Source organism: Variovorax paradoxus (assembly GCF_000834655.1).
In the GTDB taxonomy this organism is placed as follows: domain Bacteria; phylum Pseudomonadota; class Gammaproteobacteria; order Burkholderiales; family Burkholderiaceae_C; genus Variovorax; species Variovorax paradoxus_F.
Map to the genome: position 1 here is coordinate 83,768 of NZ_JXQQ01000028.1, position 22,263 is coordinate 106,030.

Genomic DNA, 22,263 nt, shown 5'->3' on the forward strand with positions numbered 1-22,263 from the left:
CCCGGGGATCAGGCCGTGGCCTCGGCGTCGAAGCGCACGGTGAACTCGCCCGCTGCATCGACGTCCAGATGCACGGCGCTGGTCGGCTCGCCGCTGCCCATGCGCAGCAGCATCTGCTGCGACATCAGCGGCAGCACGTTGCCGCGCAGGATGAAGTCGATGTTGCGCGCGCCGGTCTCCACCTCGGTGCAGCGCGCCGCGATGCGCTCGACCACCGCGTCGGCGAAGCTGAAGCGCACCTTGTTGTTGTGCGCCAGCCGCTGCGCGATGCGCTCGAGCTTCAGCCGCACGATGCCGCCGAGCGCCTGGGCGCCGAGCGTCACGTAGGGCACGATGGTCATGCGGGCGAGCAGCGCCGGCTTGAAGTGGCTCGACAGCAGCGGCCGGATCGCGGTGGCCAGGAGCGCCGGATCGACCGGCTCGTCGCCCTGCGTCATCTCGGTGATGACGTCGGTGGCGAGGTTGGAGGTGAGAAAGATGACGGTGTTGGCAAAGTCGATCTCCTTGCCCTCGCCGTCCGACAGCATCCCCTTGTCGAACACCTGGTAGAACAGGTTCAGCACGTCCAGGTGGGCCTTCTCGACCTCGTCGAGCAGCACCACCGAGTAAGGCCGCTGGCGCACGGCCTCGGTCAGCAGGCCGCCTTCGCCGTAGCCCACGTAGCCCGGCGGCGAGCCGATCAGCCGGCTCACGTTGTGGCGCTCCTGGAACTCGCTCATGTTCACGACCACGGTCGACTTCTCGTCGCCGAACAGCAGGTCCGCCACGGCCAGCGCGGTCTCGGTCTTGCCCACGCCCGACGGGCCGACCAGCAGGAACACGCCCAGCGGCTGGCGCGGATCGTTCAGGCCCGAGCTCGCGGTCTTGACGATCTCGGCCACCTGGTCGAGCGCGGCGTCCTGGCCGCGGATGCGGCGCTTGAGCGCATCGGCCAGGCCCAGCGCGGTGCTTGCGCGGTCCTTCTGCATCTTGCCCACCGGCACGCCGGTCCAGTCCGACACCACCTTGGCCACCACCTCGGGATCGACATCGATGCGCACCAGCGCCTCGCCGCCCTGGGCCGTGGCGAAGGCCTGCTCGGCCTCGATCAGCGCGGCTTCGAGCGGCTGCAGTGCCTGCGCTTCGGGCGAATCGGGCGAATCGGGCGAATCGGCGTGCGCGCGCCGCGCTGCGCCGAAGGCCGCGCGCGCATCGCGCAGCACCTGTGCGGCAGCCCGCTGCGCCTGCCAGCGCGTGCGCAGTTGCTCGGCTTCGGCGCCGAGCGTGCCCATCTGCGCATCGATGTCGGCGAAGCGCTGCGCATCCACCGGCTGGCGATGATCCACGTCCTGCCGAAGGCCGCGCGCCTCGCGTTCGAGCGCCTGCATGCGGCGTTCGGTGTCCTCCAGCCGATCGGGCTTGGCGTGCTGCAGCACCTTGACGCGCGCGCACGCGGTGTCGAGCAGATCGACGGCCTTGTCGGGCAACTGGCGGCCCGTGATGTAGCGGCTGGAGAGTTCGGCCGCGGCCACCAGCGCGTCGTCGCGGATGGCGACCTGGTGCACTTCCTCGTAGCGCTCGCGCAGCCCGCGCAGGATCTGCACCGCGGTGGCGACATCGGGCTCGTCGAGCTTCACGAGCTGGAAGCGGCGCGCGAGCGCGGCGTCCTTCTCGAAGTACTTCTTGTATTCGGCCCAGGTGGTGGCGGCAATGGTGCGCAGCTCGCCACGCGCCAGCGCAGGCTTGAGCAGGTTGGCCGCATCCGAGGTGCCCGCCTGCCCGCCCGCGCCGATGAGCGTGTGCGCCTCGTCGATGAACAGGATGATCGGCGTGGCCGAGGCCTTGACCTCCTCGATGACGCCCTTCAGGCGATTCTCGAACTCGCCCTTCACGCTGGCACCCGCCTGCAGCATGCCCATGTCCAGGCCCAGCAGCGTCACCTCCTTGAGCATCTCGGGAACGTCGCCCTCGACGATGCGCAGCGCCAGGCCCTCGACCACGGCGGTCTTGCCCACGCCGGGGTCGCCCACGCAGATCGGGTTGTTCTTGCGCCGGCGCGCGAGGATGTCCACCATCTGGCGGATCTCGGCGTCGCGGCCGAACACGGGATCGATCTTGCCGGCGCGCGCCTTGTCGGTGAAGTTCTCGCAGTACCTGGCGATCGCACCGGAAGGCGCGCCGGGCGTCGTGCCCTCGACGGCACCGCCCTCGCCGGTTGCCGAGGGCTGGCCCTCGATCGATCCGGCGCAGACGCTGGGGAACTGCTCGAGCAAGGTCTCCTTGCGCAGCGGGCCCAGCAGCGGCCCGACGCCGCCGCCGGCGTAGAACCCCGAGCGCGCCACCAACGCGGCGAGCACGGCGCCCGAGCGGATGAGCGTCTGCCCGAGGTCCACCGAACCGAGCAGCCAGGCGTCCTGCAGCAATTCGAGCAACAGCGGCGAGAACGCCGGCCGGCCGGCATTGCCGCTGCGCATCTCCTCCAGCACGCGCTCGACGCCCTGCCTTAGCGCGCCGGCATCGACGCCGTTCTGGCGCAGCAGCAGCGACAGGTCCGCCTGCGGCTCGTCGAGCAGCCGGTGCAGCAGGTGTTCGAGCGTGATCTCGTAGTGGCCGCGCGAGATGCACAGCCCGGCCGCGTTCTCGAGCGACGATTTGCAATAGCCGCCGAGGCGGCCGACGAGCGGCTTCAGGTCAACCAGCAACATGGGGAGAGGTCCTAGTGGAGGAAGTGAGGGGCGCCGCGAGGCGAAAGCCGACGGCCGGCGCATCGCCTTCGCGATCGCCGGGCAGCCAGGTGTCCAGGCCCAGGCGCGACCAGACCGGCGTGCCGAGGCGCGCCTTGCGTCCCTGGTCCTTGCGCAGCCTGAGTTCGACGGCCACCTGCAGCGGCCGCGTGAGATAGAAGCGCACCAGGAACTGCAGCCGCCGATGACCCGGCGCGCCCGGCAGCAACTGCTGGAAAAGCGCCTCGGGCAATTCGCCGATGACCAGGCGCAGCAGGTTGTCGCAGTCCTCGACCTGCGCACCGAGCGGGCAGGCCTCGCCCAGCGCGTGCGCCTGCAGCCCGAGCCGCAGACGCTGGTCTTCAGGAATCGACACCCACTGCGCCACGCACGATTCGACCTCGACCGTGGCCGGCGCGAAAGCATCGGCCAGCAGCGTGCGAAGCCCCAGCACCGAGCGCGTGCGCTGCGCGAACAGGTTCAGATGGCGCAGCAGGCTCGCAGCGTCGGGCGCCAGGCTCTCGCGCTGCGCGGGCGAGCCCAGGCCGGCGAAGGCGTACAGGGTGTCGAGCGCCTCGGGGTCCTGGTCCTCGACCACGCGCATCTGTAGTCGGTACTTGCGCCAGGCATCGAAGAGCTGCGGATAGAGCGAGCCATGCAGGATGTCGAAGAAGTCGCGCCGCGCGTGGCGGCCCTCGCGCTCGTCGTCGAGCAGGTCTTCGGTATAGAAGGTCGGCAGCGGCGAGGACACGCCGTAGAGGCCGAAGAAGCTGGCCGTGACGCGGTAGGCGTCTTCGCTGCCGTCTGCGGCGGCACCGCGCATCCGCTCGATGCGCTCGATGTCGTTGTCGGGAAATCCGAGGCTCAGGTGAGGCCGCACCTGGATGTTGGTCACCCCGGCGCGGCGCAGCAGGCGGATCGCCTGGAAGTAGCCGTAGTTCGAGGCGCGCCCGCGCAGGTCGTCTTTCAGAGCAGGCATTGCCGCCCCAGCCTGGCCGGCCAATCGAAGACCTCGCCCGTGTCGATGTCACGCACCTCCAGCCGCGTGTAGGCGTTGATCGCCGCGTAGTCGCCCAGGAAGCGCTCGATGACGCAGCCGAAGACATAGAGGCCGCCCAGGCTCGCGAAGTGGCTGCTCCGGCAGCCCATGCGCAGTCGCTGGCCGCTGAGCATGCGCCGCCCGATCAGCCGCGTCTCGGGCTCGGCGACCAGCGACTCGATGCCCGCGATGCGATGCCGGTTGGCAATCTCGCGGCCGTGGTCCTGGCGCTCGGAGAAGATGTACAGGCCCAGCATCATCTTGAGGTTGGCCGCATCGGCCAGCGACAGGAAGTTCAGCGAGATGTGCGAAATCATCCGCCACAGCAGGTGCTCGTCGGCCGGTGGATTGAGCTGCGGCGTGACCGGGCGGATGTTGCGAAAGGACAGCCGCTCGGGCGAACTGCTGGTGGGCTGGCTGATGTCGCCCAGCTTCAGGCTCTCGGGCAGTTCGTGGTTGGTGCAGGTCAGCGAGATCGACAGCGTCTCGGGCGTCAGCGGCTGCTGGCGCGGGGTCGCGATCGACACGAACAGGTCCTGGCCGCGGCCCACGGCCGATGCGCGGCGAGACAGCGAGTAGCTCGCCGGTGCCTGGCTCGTCGGGTTCACCTGGTTCGCCTGCCCCGGAAGGCCCGCCATGCCGAAGGGCAGGTACACGCGCTCCTCGCTCGCGCCCTGCGAATAGCCGACGACGCGATCGACCGAGAAGATCTGGTAGTGGCCTTTCTTCTCGTTCTCGGGCCGCACGCGGTACTCGCTCGTGCGGTGTTCGTGCTGGATGGGCTCGCCCGGGTGCTCGAACAGGTTGAGCACCGGCACCACATTGAGTTGAAAGCTGTGCTCGCGCAGCTCGGGCGCCCACTGCGGCAGGTCCGTGAGCGTGAGCCACACGCTGAACTGCTGCCCGCCGCGTGCGATTGCCCAGCGCTCGAAGCCGTCGAGCTCGACGAACAGCAGCTTCTCGGGCAGCGCGAAATATTCCTGGATCACCCGAAAACCCGAGAACGCGTGCTGCGGATAGGCCAGCATCTCGTGGTCGAAGCCGGCGCAGCGCAGCGCCTGGCGGCCCAGCGCGAAGCGTTCGCCGCCCTGCGTCGGGCTTCCGGCGGCAACCTCGACCTGCGCCACGCGGGTCATCAGCAGCATCAGCAGGTTGCTGGCCTGCGCAAAGCCCGCGCCCAGGAAGAGCCGGATCGGCCCCCGCCCCCATTGCGCCAGGTCGATGCCCTGCAGTACGAAGTCCAGCCGCAGCGCGGGCGCCCGGCCCGCATCGTGAACCAGCTCGAAGCCGCGCAGCGCGAGCGGCTCCACCTGCAGCGCGTGGCTGATGCGAAAGCGGCAGCGCGTGCCGTCCACGGGCAGCGACGCCAGCTCGCTGCCGGCGGGCACCTGCACCGCCTCGGTAAGCGCCGCCCTGGGCTCGAACATCACGAGCGTCGCCGCCGGCACCGGCCGCAGATAGTGCGGAAACAGCTGGTTGGCCAGTTCCTGCAGAAGCTCCGGGAACTCGTCGTCGAGTTTTTGCCTGGTGAGGCCATTGAGGAAAGCCACGCCTTCGAGCAGCCGCTCCACGTCCGGGTCGCCCGAGGGCTCGGCCAACATCGGCGCCAGCGCCGGATTGGCGCGCGCGAAGTCCACCGACAGCGTGCGCAATTGCTGCAGCTGGTCCTGGTAGTAGCGAAGAAAGGTGGCTTTGCTCATCTCTGGGGTCGCGGTGCGCGCGAGGCGCTCGATGCCTCAGCGCCTCAATGCATGGTCGGGAACACTGACCTTGCCGTTGCTGCCGACGATGGTCGACAGCTGCAGCGGAATCTCCTGGCCGTCCACCTCGAGGCGGCCATCGACATCGAAGCGCAGCGACATCGGGTCGCCCGGGTCGGCGCGCAGCGTGACCTGGGGCGCACCCAGGCGCGGCTCGTAGCGCAGGATCACCTGCCGGATGGCGACTTCGATGTCGCGCACCGAGCCGGCCGAGAGGCCGCCCGCGAGGTTGGTGAAGTCCGGAACGCCGAACTGCGGATCGAGCGGCACGCTGCCCTGGCGGGTGTTCAGGATGCAGCGCAGGTGCGCGATCACCGAGTCGATCAAGAGGCTCGCACCCGCGGCACCGTGGCGCTCCATGCCGCTTTCCCAGCGGGCCACGCGTTCGAGCAGGCGGAATTCACTCACGGCGGGCGATCAGCCTGCGGCCGATCAGGACTTCGGCGCGAGCCAGGAATCCTCGGCCTCGATGCCGTCCGGATTGAAGGTCCAGGTGATCTTCTCGTAGGTGAACGCCACGTCTTCCATGTGCCCCATCTGCTTGTTCTCGGGGTTCAGGCAGTTAGGCGTCCAGGAGCGGATGCTCGTGAGGATCGCGTTCTCCAGCTTGACCGTGTAGTACTTCTCTTCGGTGCCCTTGGGCGAGATCCGGTAGAACTCGAGCTCCACCGACTTCATCTGTTCGCCCGAAGTGAGGGCCTGGAACAGCTTGGGCGAGGACTTGTCGATTTCCTTGGTCAGCGTGGTCGGGCCGTGGACGCGCTTGCCGGTCGGCAGGCCGGTTTGCGGGCTCTTGGGAATTTCGATCGTGTGCTCGACGGCTTGCACGAGAATTTTTCCGTCATGGCCCTTGACCTTGGTGGAGCCTTCGATTTTTCCCTGGTTTTGACCTTCGAGGGTGAGGTAGCACGGCATCGGCATTTGAGTACTTTCGTTATTCGGCAATTCATGCCGACGTTAAAAACCCCTTTAATTCGAATAAAGCATTCCGCGGAATTCGAATTCCTGATCGCAACCTGGGGCAGAGCTATTGGCTGCGTTGGCCTCAATTGTGTTGCGACGCGGTTACCGCAACATTTCCTTTTGAACCGTCCAAGTTACCCATGCAACCTGAACGGCCAATCCGGTAATAAACGGGGCTAGGTCTTTTCGAGCTTGCCGACCAGCGACAGGGTGAAAGAGGCGCCCATGTACTTGAAATGCGGCCGCACCTTCAGGTCGACCCGGTACCAGCCCGGCTCGCCCTCGACGTCGACCACGTTGATCTCCGCCTGGCGCAGCGGACGGCGGCTGCGCACGCCGGCCGCGGGGTTGTCCATGTCGGCCACGTACTGGCGGATCCAGAGGTTGAGCTCCTTCTCCAGGTCGGCGCGCTCCTTCCACATCCCGATGTTTTCGCGCTGGATCACCTTGATGTAGTGCGCCAGCCGGCTCACCACGAAGATGTAGGGCAGCTGGGTGCTGAGCTTGTAGTTGAGCTCGGCCTCCTTGCCTTCCTTGCTCTGCCCGAAGAACTTGGGCTTCTGCGCCGAGTTGGCCGAGAAGAAGGCCGCGTTGTCGCTGTTCTTGCGCATCGTCAGGGCGATGAAGCCCTGCTCGGCCAGCTCGAACTCGCGCCGCTCCGAGATGAGGATGTCGGTCGGGATCTTGTTCTGGATCGCGCCCATCGACTCGTACGAATAGATCGGCAGGTCCGACACCGTGCCGCCGCCTTGCGGCCCGATCACGTTGGCGCACCAGCGGTAGTCGGCAAAGCTCTCGGTCAGTCGCGAGGCGAACGCGAAGGCCGCGTTGCCCCAGAGAAAGTCCTTGTTGCCGCCGGCCACGCTCTCCTGGTAGTTGAATTTCTTGCTCGGCACCGTGTCGGCGCCGTAGGGCGTGCGCAGCAGGAAGTGCGGCAGGGTCAGGCCCACGTAGCGCGCATCCTGGCTCTCGCGGAAGGCATTCCACTTGACGAACTGCGGGCCCTCGAACACCGAGGACAGGTCCTTGAGGTTCGGGAGCTGCTCGAAGGTGTCGATGCCGAAGAACTGCGGCCCGGCCGACGCGATGAAGGGCGTGTGCGCCATGGCGGCGGTGCTGGCCGCGTACTGCAGGAGCTTGACGTCCTGCGCCCCCGGGCCGAACTCGTAGTTGGCCACGATGGCGCCGAAGGGCTGGCCGCCGAACTGGCCGTACTCGGCCGTGTAGAGGTTCTTGTAGAGGCCCGACTTGGTCACGTCCGCGGCGTCCTCGAAGTCTTCCAGCAGCGCCTGCTTGCTGACGTTGAGGATCTGGATCTTCACGTTCTCGCGGAAGTTGGTCCGGTCGACCAGGAACTTCAGCGAGCGCCAGGCCGACTCCATGGCCTGGAATTCGGGGTGGTGCAGGATCGCGTCGACCGCGCCGCAGAGCTTCTTGTCGAGCCCCGCGATCATGTCGTCGACGGTGGCCTGGGTCACGCGCTCGACCGCGTTCTGCGGCTCCAGCAGGTGCGAGATGAACGCCTGCAGGCCCTGGCGGGTGATCGGATAGGCATCGTCGCCGGGCTTGACGCGCGCGGACTCGACCAGCTGGTCCAGCAGCGAGGGTGCGGCGGCATCGGCGGCTTGCGCCGCGGCGCCGGACTGGGCTTGTGTTTCTTCCATGTCGGGCTTTCCGTTACTTTTCTTCGATGCCGAGTTCGCCGAGCAGACGCGCGCGCACCTGTTCGTCCTGCACCAGCTCCTGCACGCGCTTGCGGAAATCAGGGATGTTGCCGATCGGGCCCTTCAGCGCCTTGAGCGCGTCGCGCAGCAGCAGCAGCTGATGCAGCTCGGGCACCTTCCCCACGAGGGCGTCGGGCGAGAAGTCGTCGATGGATTCGAAGTTCAGCTTGACCGGCAGCTGCGTGCCCTCGGGGGCCTGCGGGTCGAGCTTGCTGTCGATGCCGATGCTCAGTTCGAGCTTCTGGGCCTTCAGGACGTCGTTGAAGTTGTCCTTGTCGACCGACACCGGCTTGGTGTCCTCCACGGCCTGGTCGCTGGCGCGCTGCGTGAAGTCGCCCAGCACCAGCAATTTCAGCGGCAATTCGACTTCCGACTGCGCATCGCCGACGGCGGGGCGATAAACAATATTGACGCGCTCCTTGGGAGCGACTGATCCATCGGCGGCCATGGAAATCTCCTGAAATAAGTTGGATGACGTCGATCGCAATGAATTCGGGGAAACGCCACCCGCGCAATTCACGCGAATGTCCCGACGCATCCGGTGCGCGACAGGCCACGGATACCCGTGGGTCTCCGGAGCGGTGAAGTTTCAGGTTAAAAAGTATTTCCGCGTTAGTCGATGCATCTCAAAATTTTGTCGATTCGTCTCAACCGTCAATTGATTGCGTGAGTGCAGTTAAAGTCGCGGCCCAAAATGCAACCGTTACAGATGAAAGATTCGGGGCCCTTGGATTTGCGATTCGGCGCCTCCTCGAACGCGCCCGCGACCGGCCGCGAGGCGGGGGTGGCCGACGGCTGGTTGCGGCCGCCCGGCGCCCTGGCCGGGTGCGCCGCCCTGTCCTTCCTGCTCGGTCTTTCGTGCTATTTCCCGGCCCATGCCGGGCTGGGAATCGCCGCCGATCTTTCGCTGTCGACGCTCGCCTGGCCGGCGCCCGCCATGGGCGTGGCGTTGCTCTGGCGCCGCCGCGTGCGCGAATGGCCGCTGTACCTGCTCCTGGCCGCGGGAGGCCTCGCGCTCGCGACCGGGGCGGTGCCGCTGCCGGGCACGCGCGCGCCTTCTACGTGGTCTGCGGTCGACATGATGCTGTCGGTGCTGACCCTGCTCGAAGTCGCGCTGGGCGCCTGGCTGGGACGGCGCTGGATCGCGCGCGACGGGCGCCTGGATTCCTCGCGGCGCCTCCTGCTCTTCACGCTGCTGCTGCCGGTGGGCCTGTCGATGCTGCATGCGACGCTGGCCGGCGCGGTGCTGTGGTGGGGCAGCGCGGCCGACTGGCTGGCACCCTGGCGAGGCGTCTACGTGGCCAACGCCGTGGCCATGCTGACGCTCGTGCCCGCGCTGCTTGCCTGGGGAACGCCGGCGCTCGGCGCGGCCTTGCGCGAGCGCAGCAACTGGTCGCCGATCGCGGTCACCTTCGCATGCCTGTCGCTGGTGCTGGTGCCCGGCATGCACGACGAGGTGGTGCGCACCGCCCTCACCCTGCCGCTGTGCTGGGCCGCGGTGCGCAGCGGCATCGCGCTGGTCGCGCCGCTGAATGCGGCCATCGCCGTCGGCATGGTCTGCCTCACGCTCGCGGGCTTCGGCCCCTACGTGGAATACGGCTACGGCCTGTGGACCCTGCAGGTCGACCTGATCGGCATTGCCGTGCTGTCGCTGCTGCTGGCGGTCTCCATCGGCGAGCGCCAGCGCATGGCCGCGCGGCTCGACCAGGCGCGTCGCTTCGAGTCGCTGGGCTTCCTTGCCGGCGGTGTGGCGCACGACTTCAACAATGTGCTGGGCACGATCCGCGCCTGCGCGGAAATCGCCGGCGAGCGCATCCCGCCCGACAGTCCGGGCCAGGCCGAGCTGGCGCAACTCGCGCGCGCCACCGACCGCGGCATCGACATGACCCAGCAGATCCTGCTGGCCGCGCGCCAGGGCGATCCGGCGCGCGAGGGCGTCGACCTCGGCGCGCTGGTCGACGAGGCGATCGAGATGGCGCGGCCGCTGTGCCCCGCACACATCCGCATCGCGCGCGCGCCCCACGCCTTGCGCGGCAGTTCGCTTCACGCCCCGGTGGTGCTCGCCCATCGCGGCCAGCTGTTGCGCGCGGTCCAGAACCTGTTGCGCAACGCGGTCCAGGCGGCGCGGCAGGAGGTCACGCTCACGATCGGCATGCACAGCGCCGCGGCCCACCGCGAGGAACGCTTCGACGTCGTGCTGGGCGATCCGCGGGCCGGCGACGGCGGCGCGCACGGCTGGGTCGAGGTCCTGGACGATGGCCAGGGCATCGCTGCCACCCATTGGCCGCACCTGTTCGATCCGTTCTATTCCACCCGCCAGGCGCAGGGAGGCTCGGGCCTCGGCCTGGCGATCGTGGCGGGCGTGGCGAGCGGACATGGCGGCTTCGTCGGCATGGCCACGTCGCCGGGCCGCGGCAGCCTGTTTCGGCTCGAAGTGCCCTTGTTCGATACGGCCAGCGCCGTGCCCCCCTTGGAGAGACGATCACCATGAAGATCGAACCCGCAAATTCGCAACCCCGCGGCCCCGTGCTGATCGTCGACGACGACGGTTCGCTGGCCACGCTCCTGAGCAGCTACCTGGCGGGCCACGGCATCGAGAGCCACGTGACCAGCAACGTGAAGGAGTCGCTCGAAGCCGTCGCGCAGCGCGACTACACCATGGTGTTGCTCGACCTCGGGCTCCCCGACGGCGACGGCGTGGACCTCACGCGCCACTGGCGCGAGGAACACCGGTTCCCGATCATTTGCATGAGCGGGCGCGAGGACGAAGCCGACCGGGTCATGGGACTCGAGCTCGGCGCCGACGACTACGTGGTCAAGCCCTTTTCCCTGCGCGAGATGCTGGCGCGCATGCGCGCGGTGTGGCGCCGCACCGATGCGATCCGCAGCCCGGTGACGCGCGGCAAGCACCCGCGCGCCTACCGCTTCGACGGCTGGGAGCTGAACCTCAACACGCGGCGCCTGCGCGCGGGCGACGGGCGCGAAGTGGCGCTGTCGCCGAGCCAGTTCAACCTGATGGTGATGTTTCTCGGCGCTCCCGGAACGATCGTGACGCGCGAGCAACTGATCGAGCGCACGCGCGCCTTCGACGACGTGTTCGACCGCTCGATCGACGTCCAGATGCTGCGCCTGCGCCGAAAGATCGAAGCCGACCCGAAGCGCCCCGCGATGCTGCGCACCGAGCGCGGAGCGGGCTACTACTTCGACGCGCTGTCGGTCGAGGCCATCTGGGACTGAGCGCGCGGCGCAACAAGACAAGAGCACGAGGAACGATCAAAGTGGACATCGCCCTGCTGGACGGTATCGGACGCCAACCCGTCAACGCCCTGGCGCCCGCGGGCGGCAACGTGCGGGAGGACCCGCGCTTCGACGCGCTGCAGGCGGAGATCGGCAAGCTCTCGAATCCGGGTGCCGACGGCCAGACCGATTGGCCGCGCGTGGCACAGCTGGCCGCGCCGCTGCTGGCCGATGGCGGCAAGGACTTTCTGGTGGGCTGCTACCTCAATGCGGCGCTGCTGCAGACCGATGGCCTGCCCGGCCTGGCGGCGGGCCTGCAGGTGCTCGGCGACCTGATCGAGCATTTCTGGGACAGCATGTCGCCACCCGTTGCGCGCCTGCGCGCGCGCCGCAATGCGCTGCAGTGGCTGCTCGACCGGGCCGAGCTGAATGGCCAGGAACGGCCATGGAGCGAGCTTGCGCCGCAGGCGCCCGCGCTGGTCGCCGGACTCCTCGCGTCCAGCCGCCGCATCGATGCGCTGCTGCGCGGCAAGGACGAGGAAGCGCCGTCGATGCGTGCGCTGCTCGTGTTGATCGATCAAGTGCCGGTGGCCGAAGACGCACAGCCGGCGGCCGCGCCGGAAAGCGCGCCCGCGCCTGCGGCTGCGCGGCCCGGCGCTCCCTCCCCTGTTGCTTCATCGCCCCCGGCGTCGGGCAGCCTGCCCACGCTGGCGGCCCTCGCCGCGCCGGTACCCGGCGACGATCTTGTCGGCGCGCTGGCACCCGCCTTCGCGCATCTGAACCAGGTGGTCGACGCCCTGATGGCCGCGGACCCGTGCGATGCCCGCGCCTACCGCATCAGCCGCTTCGCCAACTGGGCCGGCGTGGATGCGCTGCCGCCGGCCACAGGCGGCATGACCCAGATCGGCGCGCCGATCTCGCAGGTCGCCGACGCGATGCGGCGCATGCAGGACGACACCGCCGAGCCGCTGGACGCCATCGGTTTCGCCGAGTCCCAGTTCCCGGCCTTTCCCTTCTGGCTGGACCTGCAGGCGCTCAGCGCCGGTGCGCTCGCCCGCTTGGGCGATCCCGGCGCCGCCGCACGGGCCGAGGTGGAGCGTGCCACCGTCGCTCTGCTGCAGCGCCTGCCCGGGCTGGACAGCCTGTGCTTCGGCAACGGCATGCCCTTCGCGAGCGCGCTCACGCTGGAATGGATCGCCAGCCTGGGCGGCTCTGCGGCCTCGGCCGGAGGCGCCGAGCCGGGCACGAAGGGAGACGGCCTCGGCAGCGTGATGGCGCAGGCCAACGGGCTCGCTGCCAACGGCGAACTCGAAGCGGCCGTGTCGCTGCTGCAGCAGGCCATCGCCCGCGCTGCGGACGCACCCACGCGGCTGCGCGCGCAGATCCGGCTGTGCCAGTTGCTCAGCCTGCATCGCGAGGGCCGCGTGCCGCTGCCCTTCGCGCGGCTGCTCGTCGAGAAGATCCAGCACCACGACCTGGACCGCTGGGACCCGGCATTGGCGGTCGAGGGATGGGTCGCGGCCCACGCGGTGCTGAACCAGGACGATGCGGATCCGCTGGAGCGCCACGCGGCGCTGACGGCCATCGCCCGGCTGGACGCGGCGCGGGCGATCGCGCTGAGCTGAGCGGTCCGCTTCGTCGGGTGCGTGGCGATCGGCGCTACGCCGGCCGTGGGCTCGGCGCGCTCACGCGGCGACGAACCCCGCTCGAATCAGCGCGCTCGCGTGAACGTGCCGTGCGTGATGTCCTCGGCGTAGTAGTCCATCGTCAGGCTGGCGGAGACACCTGACGCATCGGGCGTGAAGTCGATCCTGGCGATGGATCCCTGCGGCGCGTTCTCGCCCGACAGGTCGTAGACGTAGGTGTTGCCGCTCCAGTGGCGCAGCGTGAAGGCCCGCGCGCCCGTCGGCCCCATCTTCAGCACCAGGCCGCTGCCGCTGGCTTCGACCACCGCGTTGCCGTAGTAGCTGTTGGCATACGTGCCGGTGTAGGCGTTGCTGCCCAGCGGGGCGACCGGCTGCGACGGCGGTTGCTGTCCGGCCAGCGAGCCCTCGGGGGTGTAGAACGGTTCGAACGCTTTCGCGAGGATCCCGACCCAGTCCGTGGAGGTCTTGCCCGATTCGACGAGCTCCTCGAACGTCAGGTTCACGGCTTCGGCGGCGCCCATCGGTGCCGCGTTGGTCAGCGTGACGATCGCGACGCCCGCTGCGGGAATCGCCGTGAAAGCGGTGCCCGCGCCGAGCATGAAGGCGCCCGAATGCGAAAGCTTCAGGCGCCCCGCCGTCGAGGTGCCGACGTTGAAGCCGTAGCCGTAGTGGTTCGCACGTCCGGGCGGGGGACCGGACGTGCCTCCGTTCGCGATCTGTTCGGAAATCGCGGGCCGCAGGGCCTCGGGCGTGTAGATGGTTTGCCCCTTGTAGCTGCCGTTCTGCAGAAGCAGGGTCATCCAGCGCGCAACATCGTTGACGCTCGAGCTCACACCGCCCGCGGGCGATTGCTCATCGGGCTGGCGCTGGTACAGGGCCTGGTAGCTGCCGTCCTGCATCGCGTGCGGCGTCGCGCGGTTGGTGCGCTGGATGAAATCGACGAAGCGGGAGCTCGTGGCGTTCATGCCCAGCGGCGCATAGAGCACGCGCCGGGACAGCTCGGCCCACTCCGTGCCGGACACGGTGGCCGCAGCTTCCGCGCCCGCCGTGAGGCCGAAGTTGGCATAGGCGTAGCTGGTTCGAAACGGACGCAGCGGCACGTAGCGCATGCGCTGCAGGATCTGCTGGCGGTCGTAGCCCAGGTCCTCGAGCTTGTCGCCGGCGGCGCCCGGCAAACCGGAGCGGTGCGCAAACAAGTCGCCGATCGTGACCTGGTAGGTGACCGCCGGGTCCGACAGGTTGAAGCCGGGCAGCCGGCTCACCGCAGGCGTGTCCCACGACAAGCCTTGGGTTCCGATGAGCCCGGCCACCACGGTCGCGGCGATCGGCTTGGACATCGACGCGAGCTGGAACACGGTGTCGGCATCGATGCGTTCCGGCGAGCCGAGCCGGCGCACGCCGAAGCCCTTGGCGTAGACGACCTGGCCGTCCTTCACCACGGCCACCGCCATGCCCGGGACCTTCGTGCGGCGCAAGACTTCTTCGGCCACGCCGTCGAGCTTGGCCACGGCGGCGTTGATCTGCGCCGAGGCGACGGGGGTCGTGTTGAACGGCGCAGGCGTGCTGGACGAAGCGGGCGGCAGGAACACCCCACCTCCGCCGCCGCCACCACCGCCACCGCAGCCGGCCAACGCGGCACCCGCCGTCAGGAACAGCGCGTGCATGGAGCGGCGCATGAAGATAGGTTTGACAGTCATCGGATTACAAAAGGTTGAAGGCCGCCCGAACGCGGGCGGCCGATGGGTGGGAGGTGCTTTGGAACGACCTGGCTGCGGATGCAGCCGGCGCGCGCAAGCGGGGATGCCGGCACACGCTGGTCGTTCCGCACATCGTGCTAGACCAGCGTGACCTTGCCCGACGCGATGTCGTACATGGCGCCGACGATCTTGATCTTGCCTTCGGCCTCCAGCCCCGACAGCACCGCGCTGCGCCCGCGGATGAGCGGCAGCGCCTGCTGCACATGGGTCTTGGTCACGGCATCGACGAAGGCGGCGTTCTTCGAAGTGCGCGCGCCTTCGTAGACGGTGGCGTCGATGGCCGACTTGAAGCGCGCCAGCAGCAGCGTGAGGTTGCCGAGCACGACGTTGTCGATGGCGCCCTTGGTGGCGCCGCACGCGGTGTGGCCCACGACCATCACCACCTTGGCTCCCGCCGCGGCGCAAGCGAATTCCATCGAACCCAGGATGTCGTCGTTCACCGCGTTGCCGGCAACGCGCGCGTTGAAGGTGTCGCCGATGCCCAGGTCGCAGACGACCTCGATCGGCGCCCGCGAGTCGATGCACGACAGCACGATGGCAGCCGGGAACTGGCCGGTGGCGCTCGAGCGCATCTCGGCCAGGAAGTTGCGCTCCTTGTGCACGCCCGACAGGAAGCGCGCGTTGCCGTCGAGCATGCTCTTGATCACCTGGTCCGGCGTCATGGCGTTGCGCTGTGCCTCGCTCAGCGATGCAGCCTCGGTGCGCGACGACGCGGTCGCCATCCCCACGCCCAGCAATGCTGCCGCGACGGAGGTTCCCAAGAAATGACGTCGGTGCGACTCGCAGCAGACTGGACGCAGGCTCTTCATGAATGTTCTCAAGGGTTGTGACTCAACGAGTCTCTATGGGAACGCCATTTCGGCGTTAGCTTGTTCGTCTCACGTTTTGGTCGATGCGTCTCACAGCGACCGGGGGGTAGCCGGCGCCACCGGCCGCATGTGCCGGGGCAGCCTGCAGCCATCTCAGGACGGGAAATCGACGATCCAGAGATCCATCGGCATCACGTTCACGAATGCGCCGGGCGTCGGCACGGGCTCGACGGCGATGGGCTTGCCATCGGCGATCGCCTTGTCGAACGCCGCGGTGGACACGCCGCGCTGCAATGCCGTGAAGCCCTTCATCAGGTACGGAAGTCCGTTGGATGCCAGCGGCGACGGGCCGTCGTGCACATGGAAGTGCAGGTGCGGCTCCGACGAGTTGCCCGAGTTGCCGACCAGCCCCAGCACCTGGCCCGCGGTCACGGTCTGCCCCACAGAGACGGCCACCGATCCCGGACGCATGTGGGCGAAGAGCGCGTAGCGGCCATCGCCCAGGTCCAGCACGACGTGATTGCCGTCGGCATGCTCGGGAGGCAGGTTCTCGGGCAGCGCACCCGGTGTCTGGTCTTCCAGTCCGTCGAGCGCCGCGACGACCTTGCCGCTCGCCACCGCGTGGATCGGCTTGCGATAGACGTTGTAGCTGTCGACATTCTTCGGATCGCCGACATAGATGCGCCCCGCGCTGTCCAGCTGCTCCCAGTCGACGGCGAAACGCTGCGAGGTAAAGAGCTGCCCATCGAGCGGCAGGGTCGCCCGCACGTGGCGCGTGGAATCGCAGCAGGCGTCGCCGGCGATGTAGAGCGAACCGCGCAGCGGCGGCTCCAGAACGAGCGCGGTCGGCGCGGCGGGCACCGTGCGCGCGACGATCCCGACGAAGGGATTCCCGCGCTCGAAAGCGATGGACAGACGATGCACCAGGGTCTTGGGAACCGCGGCGGCGTCCTTAAAGCTCAGGTGCATGTAGACGAGCCCGCCCTGCGCCGGACCGAGGCTGCCCGGCGCCGTGCGCTTGTCGTTCACCGCCAGGCGCTGCGCGAGGTCCGCCGGCGTCAGCGAGCCGACGGTGGCGCCCGTGCCCGCGTCGATCGCATCGATGCCCTTGATCGCTGCGGGATCGCCGGAGAAGTTGTCCAGCTTCAGCTCGTAGACCAGGTGATAGAGGCCGTCGGAGCCTTTCACCGGCACGGGCGTGTTCTTGACATGCATCACCACCGGCGTGACGGTGAAGGGCACGACGCCATTGGACTGGGCATTGGCGGTGCTGCCCAGCGACATGGGTGAGCTTCCGCCGCCGCAGGCGGCGAGAGCGCACAAGGCCACCACGGCCGCCAGGCCATTCATCCGTGTTTTCTTCATTTCAGGAAATCGACCGGCATGGGGAAGCTCATGAAGTTCTTGGTCACCTGCGGGTCCTTGTCATCCCTGCTCTGGTTCGGATTGGCCCCGTCGCACCATGTCTTCGACATTGGATGCACCGTGCCGTCGCTGCGGGTAACGCTGCAGACCAAGCCGGCCTTGATCGCATCCCTGTTGCTCGGGCAATCTCCCGGAGCGCCCACGGCGCAGGCCGAGAACCTGTCGATGACCTGGAAGGTGTACAGGTTGTCCTTCGTGTCGGTGAAGCGCACCTTCACGGGATAGCTCGGAACGCTGCCCACCCGGAAGCCCGCGATCCGGCTGTTGGTCGGCATGGTGACGTCCTGCTTGTCGGCAGCGCAACCCGGATCTTTCGCATCCTGGCCCAACGCACATACGCCGTACTTCTTGATCAACGGCGTGCCTTCGCCCAACGTGCTCGGTACACCGATCGCCAGCGCAAAGCCATCCAGATAACTGAACTGCTTGGAGTTCTCCAGTCCGTGGGGTCCGCCCACCACGAACACCAGGCCGTCGCCCAACTCGCTCATGAAGCCGACGGCATCGTCGACCGAGAAGCCGTAGGCATTCATCTGCAGGCTCTCGTGGATCAACGAGACATACGGATTGAAGTTCAGCTTGGGATTGCCCTGGACCGCGGCCTGCTTGTAGTTGTATTGCAGGTCGTGGATGTACATCGGCTGGATCGTTGCGTGCGTCCATCCGGGGATGCTCGTGTCGGCGAGCTTGTTGTCACCCGCGCCGCAGCCCTCGTTGAACGGAACCCAGCCGTAGATGTGCTTGAGCGCCTCCATGTACGTGAAGACCGGCTTCTCGGGCGTCGACGTCTTGCAGGTGTTGCCGGTGTGCAGCGCCAGGTAGTTCTGGTGGTTCTGCGCGAAGAACTGCTTGACCGCGTCCATCTTCGTTGCCAGGTCGGCCGGGCAGCTGATCGTTTCCGTCACGTAGGCGCTGAGGTCTTCGGCGCCCCAATTGACGCACGAGCCCCACAGGTTCTGCATGCGCTGGACCGCATCGCCGTAGTGCAAGTTCTTCTTCTCGTCCTCGGTGCATTGGCCGGCAATGCACTTCTGCACGGTCAGCACCGGCACGCCGCCGCTCGCGGGCTTGACCGGCACGTTGTCGATGGCAGGCACGACGCCTTCGCGCTGCGCGAAGATGTTGTAGCCCCCTGGCAGCTTCAGGGAATTCAGGTTGTAGACCGGCCATCCCTTGCCTGCGTCGGAGCCCATGAACGCGCCCAGCGCACCGGCAAACGTGGGCAGCGATTGCACCGAACCGCTGTAGCCGATGTAGGGGTTGTTCTTGGGGCCGATGCCGATCGGCAGATAGACGTGGTCGACGTACGAGATGTTGTAGCCCACGTTGTCGGGCTTGAGCAGCGGCTTCTGGCCGACCGGAATGACGGCGTCGCCGAATGTGTATTCCGACAACTGGGCGTAGATGTTCTCGGGGAATTGAACCTTGCTCGAATAGACGCTCAACGCGCAGTTCGTGTGGTCGCCCGTGCAGGTGACGGCCGCCGGCGTGTCCAGCTTCTTGTCTTCCTCCTGGCGCAATCTCTCGTTGCTGTCCGCCAGCACGACCCGGCCGCCGTTCCACCAGGTGATGTAGTTCTCGGTCGACAGCTCGCTGTACAACGGAAGGGTTACCGTCACGGACGAATTGGCCGGGATGCCGGTTCCTTCGTTGACGTACAGCTTGTAGACGCTGGTGGTCGGATAGAGCTTGTCATCGACACGGAAGCAGCCGCGAATCCACTCGTTCTTGGCGTTCTCGCTCGTCGAGAGGACCGGATAGATGACCCGGTCGGAGTTGTTGTAGACCGTGATCGTCTTGGGCTTGACGGTCATGTCGTTGCCATCGAAGTCCTTGCACGTGACGTTGCCCAATGCGCCGCCACCGTTGCCGCCGCTGCCGCCCGAGTCCGCCGGAGGCACGACAGGCAGGAAAGCCGTCGGGTAGCCGGGGCCGCCGCCGTCGCCACCGCCGCAAGCGGACAGAATCACCGCGGCCGCGACCGCGAGCGTGCCGGCGCGGAGCAAAGAGAACGCGAAGCCGTCCTTTCTTGCCGTGTTGTTTGTTGAAAAGTTCATCCAGTTTCTCCAGGAACCAAGCAATCGATAGGTTGAATTTCGATTTTGCGAGGGCAGGCCTGCCGTTGAGGCCAAATGTTTCAAATGCAATAGATTGCGATTGAAATAAGGGGGCTACTTCCCCAGGCCCGCGGCGGCGCGGACATCGCGCGGCGCGAGATTGAATCGCTGGCGAAACAGCTTGCTGAAGACCGCCGGGTCTGAGAACCCGCATGCATGGCCGATCGCGCCGATGCTCTGGCGCTTGCTGTCCGACTGCGCCAGGTAGTTCAGGCTCTTCTGCAACCGCTTCTCGCGCAACGTGCCGTGCACGCTGGTTTCCTGCGCGGCGAACAAGCGATAGAGCTGGGCGCGCGACATGCTGGTGCCGCGCGCGATGTCCGCCACGCTCAGGTCATTGCGGTGCAGGTTGTGCTCGATGTAGCGATGCACCGCCTGGAGCCGTTCCGTGTCGGGGCTCGCCTCGACGGTTGCCGGCGGCGCGAACACCACCTTGAGCAACGCCTCGGCCACCTGGACGATGCCGCCGACGACCTCGCCGAGATCCGCGGCGGTCAACGTGGTGGCATGGGTTGCGAAGGTGTTGAGCTGTGCCGCAAGGAACGGCGCGAGCCCGAGGTGTTCGAGACGCCGCGCGGCGCCCGCTTCGGGGGGTGCCGCGTGCTCGACGCCCTGCTTGCGCCGCGGAAGCGACAGCCGGACGTAGCCGAAGCGGGCATGGTCCCAGTGACCGCGGGGCGGCTGCATGTCGTCCCAAAGCAGGACGCTGCCGGCGCCGAAACGGGTGTGGCCCGCGCTCGGGTGTTCGAGGACGAGGTCGCCCTTCTCGATCACCCAGATGCTGACGCCGGCATCGCTTGCGACGCCGTTCGCCGCGGGCACGGCGCGCATGTCGGATGGCGGCACTTCGCAGTGTCCCACCCAGCCGCGGCGGCCCTCGCAGAAAAAGCCTTTGGCGCGAAAAGGATGCGCCGCAACGATCTCCAGGTTCATCGGCGCCGGAAGCCGGGTCGAGCGTTCGCTGTGCCTTGCGATCGGTTCCGCACGCGCCCCTGTCGGTGCGAGGTGCCACGCGGTTGTCGCAGGCGCGCGCGAGCGGTCGCTCACCCCTTCGCCGAACAGGCACGAGGCGTAGCGCGCTGCCGCGACGGCCGGCGCGCCCTGCATGCCGGCCAGCCCGGTCATGCGCAGACCTCCACGCCGCAGCAGACGGCGCGCCGCACCGATCGATGCAGCATCCGACTCATGGCCCGGCTGTCGTTTCCGCCATCTCTCCCGCATCCCGTCAAGACGAGACGAGCCATCGCGCGGGCGACGGTGAGTCGGCGACGCGCAACGGTCATGGCGCGGACGACAAGGTGCCGCGCAAGAGAGGAAAAAGCATGGATTCGGTTGCCTGAAATCGGTTTCCGCGGACGATAGAAGCGCCCTCGAAGACCGACAAGCACCGAACACGACAGCGCCACTATCCATACGCGCCACGGCCACGCGGCTCGCTGGCGAGCGCGTGGCGGGCCGGCTCGCCTCAGCGCACCTGCCTGAAATCCGCCGGCGTCTTGCCGGTCCAGCGCTTGAACGAACGGAAGAAGGAGTTGGGCTCGGAGAACCCGAGCAGATAGGCGATCTCGGTCAGCGTGGCGCGCCCCGCGGAAAGGTAGCGCTGCGCCATTTCCAGGCGCACCTCGTCAAGCAAGGTCGAGAAGCGAACGCCCTCCTCCGCCAGGCGGCGCTGCAGCGTGCGCGCACTGAGAAAGAGCGCGCGCGACACGCTCTCGATGTCGGGCACGTCGCCATGCAGCTGCCGCTCGAGGATCGCGCGCACCGCCGCGGCGGTGCCGTTGCCCGCGGCCTCGTAGGTCTGCAGGTCGCGTTCGGCCGCATCCTCGAACATCGCCGCCACGCGCTGGTTGGCGCTGACCAGCGGCAGCTCGAGGTCGGCAGACCGGAACACGATCGTGTCGTACGGCTGGTCGAAAAACGCCGGACAGCCGAAGGCGCCGGCATACAGCGCGTGATAGGACGGCCGCTCCTTCAAGGTCACACGCACCGGCATGATCTGGCGCTCGGTGAAGGTGCGCCCGAAGATCAGCAGCGTGCCCATCTGGATGTCCAGCCGCGAACGGCTGTAGGGCCGCAGGGGTCCGTCGTAGCGGATGCGGGCCTCGCACTCGTCGCCCACCGGATGCAGCTCGATCTGGCAGGCCGAAACCAGCGCGTTGTAGCGTGCGATGCGGGCCAGGGCCGCACCGAGGTTCGAGCTCAGCATGCCGGCGAACCCGACCACACCGAACAGTTCCGAGCGCATCGGCTGGAGCCCGATGGCAAGCCCCGCTGCCGGATTGCCGGCTTTCTCGTACATCACGAGGAAGACACGGTCGGCCTGCTCGCTGGTAAGCGGCTTCCTCAGGTCTTCGGCTTCGAGCCCGGCCAGCGCCGCCACCTCGTCCAGATTGATACCGGCCTTTTGCAGGCCGTCGAGCATGTTGAATGGGAGGCGGGCCAGCGTCATGACAATGGAGCGATGGGCCCGCTTCATGGGGGCCGAAGTTGTGTGTGGCGTCGAATATAGGGGGCGACGTTCAGGCCCGGCAAGCTTGGCCCCGGCCACCGGGAGAAACAGCGGCCCCGCGCGCCCGCACCCTACCCGATCTTGATGTCGCGTTCTTGACCCGCTTGGATGACCTCGAACTTCGGGGTGATTGGTCTCATCGCCCTGCCGCTGGGGGCTGAGCGAGATGCGCCGGCGCCATGCGGCGGGCGCAGCATTGGCTGGCTCAGTGGGCCGGGCCGCTTTGCAGGCGAGCGGCCTGTCGTCACTGGTAGCTGGGGGGAATAGTTGGGCTGCGCAGCGAAGACCAGCTGCACCCAAACCCGCGTGGGGCATGGAAATCTGGAGCGGGTGAAGGGAATCGAACCCTCGTATGAAGCTTGGGAAGCTGCCGTTCTGCCATTGAACTACACCCGCATCTGCAACCCGTTGATCCAACGCGTTGTCGACCCAAGCGCGCGATTCTACAGAGGAACGATGGGCGTCCGGCACCTGGCTTCACCGTCGGGCGAGGCGGCCCCTCCTCGCTTTCCGCATATGGAAGCACGTTTTCGTTCGTTAGCGAAAGAAGAACCCCTGACTAGCATCCGGCCTCA

At 67.6% G+C, this 22,263-nt stretch carries 16 protein-coding genes and 1 tRNA gene; 3 read left to right on the forward strand and 14 right to left on the reverse strand.

Annotated elements, in window-relative coordinates; translation table 11 throughout:
• Positions 1 to 8: 8 nt before the first annotated feature.
• From tssH to tssB, 7 genes are all read right to left on the reverse strand, one after another.
• Positions 9 to 2,684 (reverse strand): type VI secretion system ATPase TssH, encoded by a 2,676-nt coding sequence (gene tssH / locus RT97_RS12920; protein ID WP_042579183.1) that lies wholly within the window; start codon positions 2,682 to 2,684, stop codon positions 9 to 11.
• Complete coding sequence (tssG, locus tag RT97_RS12925) at positions 2,671 to 3,681, reverse strand: type VI secretion system baseplate subunit TssG (RefSeq protein ID WP_253278222.1); 1,011 nt, start codon at positions 3,679 to 3,681, stop codon at positions 2,671 to 2,673. Before tssG ends, tssH begins: the two co-directional genes overlap by 14 nt.
• Positions 3,669 to 5,441: a type VI secretion system baseplate subunit TssF gene (gene tssF, locus RT97_RS12930; RefSeq protein ID WP_042579184.1), complete on the reverse strand. Its 1,773-nt coding sequence runs from the start codon at positions 5,439 to 5,441 to the stop codon at positions 3,669 to 3,671. The genes tssG and tssF overlap by 13 nt, the downstream gene beginning before the upstream one ends.
• A 36-nt stretch (positions 5,442 to 5,477) precedes the next feature.
• Entirely contained in the window at positions 5,478 to 5,909 is a 432-nt protein-coding gene (tssE, locus tag RT97_RS12935; RefSeq protein WP_042579185.1) for a type VI secretion system baseplate subunit TssE, read from the reverse strand.
• Between the two features lie 24 nt (positions 5,910 to 5,933).
• Positions 5,934 to 6,422 (reverse strand): Hcp family type VI secretion system effector, encoded by a 489-nt coding sequence (locus RT97_RS12940; RefSeq protein WP_042579186.1) that lies wholly within the window; start codon positions 6,420 to 6,422, stop codon positions 5,934 to 5,936.
• A gap of 218 nt (positions 6,423 to 6,640) precedes the next feature.
• Positions 6,641 to 8,128, reverse strand: coding sequence for a type VI secretion system contractile sheath large subunit (gene tssC, locus RT97_RS12945; RefSeq protein WP_042579187.1), 1,488 nt, complete (start codon positions 8,126 to 8,128; stop codon positions 6,641 to 6,643).
• Positions 8,129 to 8,141: 13 nt separating this feature from the next.
• On the reverse strand, positions 8,142 to 8,636 hold the full coding sequence (gene tssB, locus RT97_RS12950) for a type VI secretion system contractile sheath small subunit (RefSeq protein ID WP_042579188.1): 495 nt from the start codon (positions 8,634 to 8,636) through the stop codon (positions 8,142 to 8,144).
• A gap of 279 nt (positions 8,637 to 8,915) precedes the next feature.
• Here tssB and RT97_RS12955 point away from each other — a divergent pair, with 279 nt between their 5' ends.
• Genes RT97_RS12955 through tssA form a run of 3 tightly spaced genes read left to right on the forward strand, consistent with a single transcriptional unit; the run spans position 8,916 to position 13,050 of the window.
• Positions 8,916 to 10,679 carry an ATP-binding protein gene (locus RT97_RS12955; protein WP_172672198.1) on the forward strand — a complete coding sequence of 588 codons (1,764 nt, stop codon included), beginning with the start codon at positions 8,916 to 8,918 and terminating at the stop codon, positions 10,677 to 10,679.
• Positions 10,676 to 11,425 carry a response regulator transcription factor gene (locus RT97_RS12960; RefSeq protein WP_042579189.1) on the forward strand — a complete coding sequence of 250 codons (750 nt, stop codon included), beginning with the start codon at positions 10,676 to 10,678 and terminating at the stop codon, positions 11,423 to 11,425. The genes RT97_RS12955 and RT97_RS12960 overlap by 4 nt, the downstream gene beginning before the upstream one ends.
• Positions 11,426 to 11,466: 41 nt before the next feature.
• The gene (gene tssA, locus RT97_RS12965; protein ID WP_052810642.1) at positions 11,467 to 13,050 is read left to right on the forward strand and encodes a type VI secretion system protein TssA; all 1,584 of its coding nucleotides are present in this window, start codon (positions 11,467 to 11,469) and stop codon (positions 13,048 to 13,050) included.
• A gap of 86 nt (positions 13,051 to 13,136) precedes the next feature.
• Here tssA and RT97_RS12970 read toward each other — a convergent pair whose 3' ends face one another.
• The 7 genes from RT97_RS12970 to RT97_RS13000 all read right to left on the reverse strand — a co-directional run bounded on the left by RT97_RS12970 (position 13,137) and on the right by RT97_RS13000 (position 22,084).
• Positions 13,137 to 14,768 carry a serine hydrolase gene (locus tag RT97_RS12970; RefSeq protein WP_253278223.1) on the reverse strand — a complete coding sequence of 544 codons (1,632 nt, stop codon included), beginning with the start codon at positions 14,766 to 14,768 and terminating at the stop codon, positions 13,137 to 13,139.
• Positions 14,769 to 14,905: 137 nt separating this feature from the next.
• Entirely contained in the window at positions 14,906 to 15,637 is a 732-nt protein-coding gene (locus RT97_RS12975) for a carbonic anhydrase family protein (protein WP_042579190.1), read from the reverse strand.
• A gap of 153 nt (positions 15,638 to 15,790) precedes the next feature.
• Positions 15,791 to 17,002 (reverse strand): M23 family metallopeptidase, encoded by a 1,212-nt coding sequence (locus tag RT97_RS12980; protein ID WP_042579191.1) that lies wholly within the window; start codon positions 17,000 to 17,002, stop codon positions 15,791 to 15,793.
• Positions 16,999 to 19,119, reverse strand: a complete 2,121-nt coding sequence (locus tag RT97_RS12985) for a hypothetical protein (RefSeq protein ID WP_052810644.1) — start codon at positions 19,117 to 19,119, stop codon at positions 16,999 to 17,001. Before RT97_RS12985 ends, RT97_RS12980 begins: the two co-directional genes overlap by 4 nt.
• Before the next feature lie 114 nt (positions 19,120 to 19,233).
• Positions 19,234 to 20,304, reverse strand: a complete 1,071-nt coding sequence (locus RT97_RS12990; RefSeq protein ID WP_042579192.1) for a helix-turn-helix transcriptional regulator — start codon at positions 20,302 to 20,304, stop codon at positions 19,234 to 19,236.
• A gap of 340 nt (positions 20,305 to 20,644) precedes the next feature.
• Positions 20,645 to 21,628, reverse strand: a complete 984-nt coding sequence (locus RT97_RS12995; protein WP_042579193.1) for an AraC family transcriptional regulator — start codon at positions 21,626 to 21,628, stop codon at positions 20,645 to 20,647.
• Positions 21,629 to 22,010: 382 nt separating this feature from the next.
• Positions 22,011 to 22,084: transfer RNA gene (locus RT97_RS13000), tRNA-Gly, on the reverse strand.
• Positions 22,085 to 22,263: the final 179 nt, after the last annotated feature.

What these genes read in the sequence shown, in the direction of transcription:
- tssH (WP_042579183.1), bottom strand. Translation starts at nt 2,684, where the DNA reads ATGTTGCTGGTTGACCTGAAGCCGCTCGTCGGCCGCCTCGGCGGCTAT.
- tssG (WP_253278222.1), bottom strand. Translation starts at nt 3,681, where the DNA reads ATGCCTGCTCTGAAAGACGACCTGCGCGGGCGCGCCTCGAACTACGGC.
- tssF (WP_042579184.1), bottom strand. Translation starts at nt 5,441, where the DNA reads ATGAGCAAAGCCACCTTTCTTCGCTACTACCAGGACCAGCTGCAGCAA.
- RT97_RS12940 (WP_042579186.1), bottom strand. Translation starts at nt 6,422, where the DNA reads ATGCCGATGCCGTGCTACCTCACCCTCGAAGGTCAAAACCAGGGAAAA.
- tssC (WP_042579187.1), bottom strand. Translation starts at nt 8,128, where the DNA reads ATGGAAGAAACACAAGCCCAGTCCGGCGCCGCGGCGCAAGCCGCCGAT.
- tssB (WP_042579188.1), bottom strand. Translation starts at nt 8,636, where the DNA reads ATGGCCGCCGATGGATCAGTCGCTCCCAAGGAGCGCGTCAATATTGTT.
- RT97_RS12960 (WP_042579189.1), top strand. Translation starts at nt 10,676, where the DNA reads ATGAAGATCGAACCCGCAAATTCGCAACCCCGCGGCCCCGTGCTGATC.
- RT97_RS12970 (WP_253278223.1), bottom strand. Translation starts at nt 14,768, where the DNA reads ATGACTGTCAAACCTATCTTCATGCGCCGCTCCATGCACGCGCTGTTC.
- RT97_RS12975 (WP_042579190.1), bottom strand. Translation starts at nt 15,637, where the DNA reads ATGAAGAGCCTGCGTCCAGTCTGCTGCGAGTCGCACCGACGTCATTTC.
- RT97_RS12980 (WP_042579191.1), bottom strand. Translation starts at nt 17,002, where the DNA reads ATGAAGAAAACACGGATGAATGGCCTGGCGGCCGTGGTGGCCTTGTGC.
- RT97_RS12985 (WP_052810644.1), bottom strand. Translation starts at nt 19,119, where the DNA reads ATGAACTTTTCAACAAACAACACGGCAAGAAAGGACGGCTTCGCGTTC.
- RT97_RS12990 (WP_042579192.1), bottom strand. Translation starts at nt 20,304, where the DNA reads ATGACCGGGCTGGCCGGCATGCAGGGCGCGCCGGCCGTCGCGGCAGCG.
- RT97_RS12995 (WP_042579193.1), bottom strand. Translation starts at nt 21,628, where the DNA reads ATGACGCTGGCCCGCCTCCCATTCAACATGCTCGACGGCCTGCAAAAG.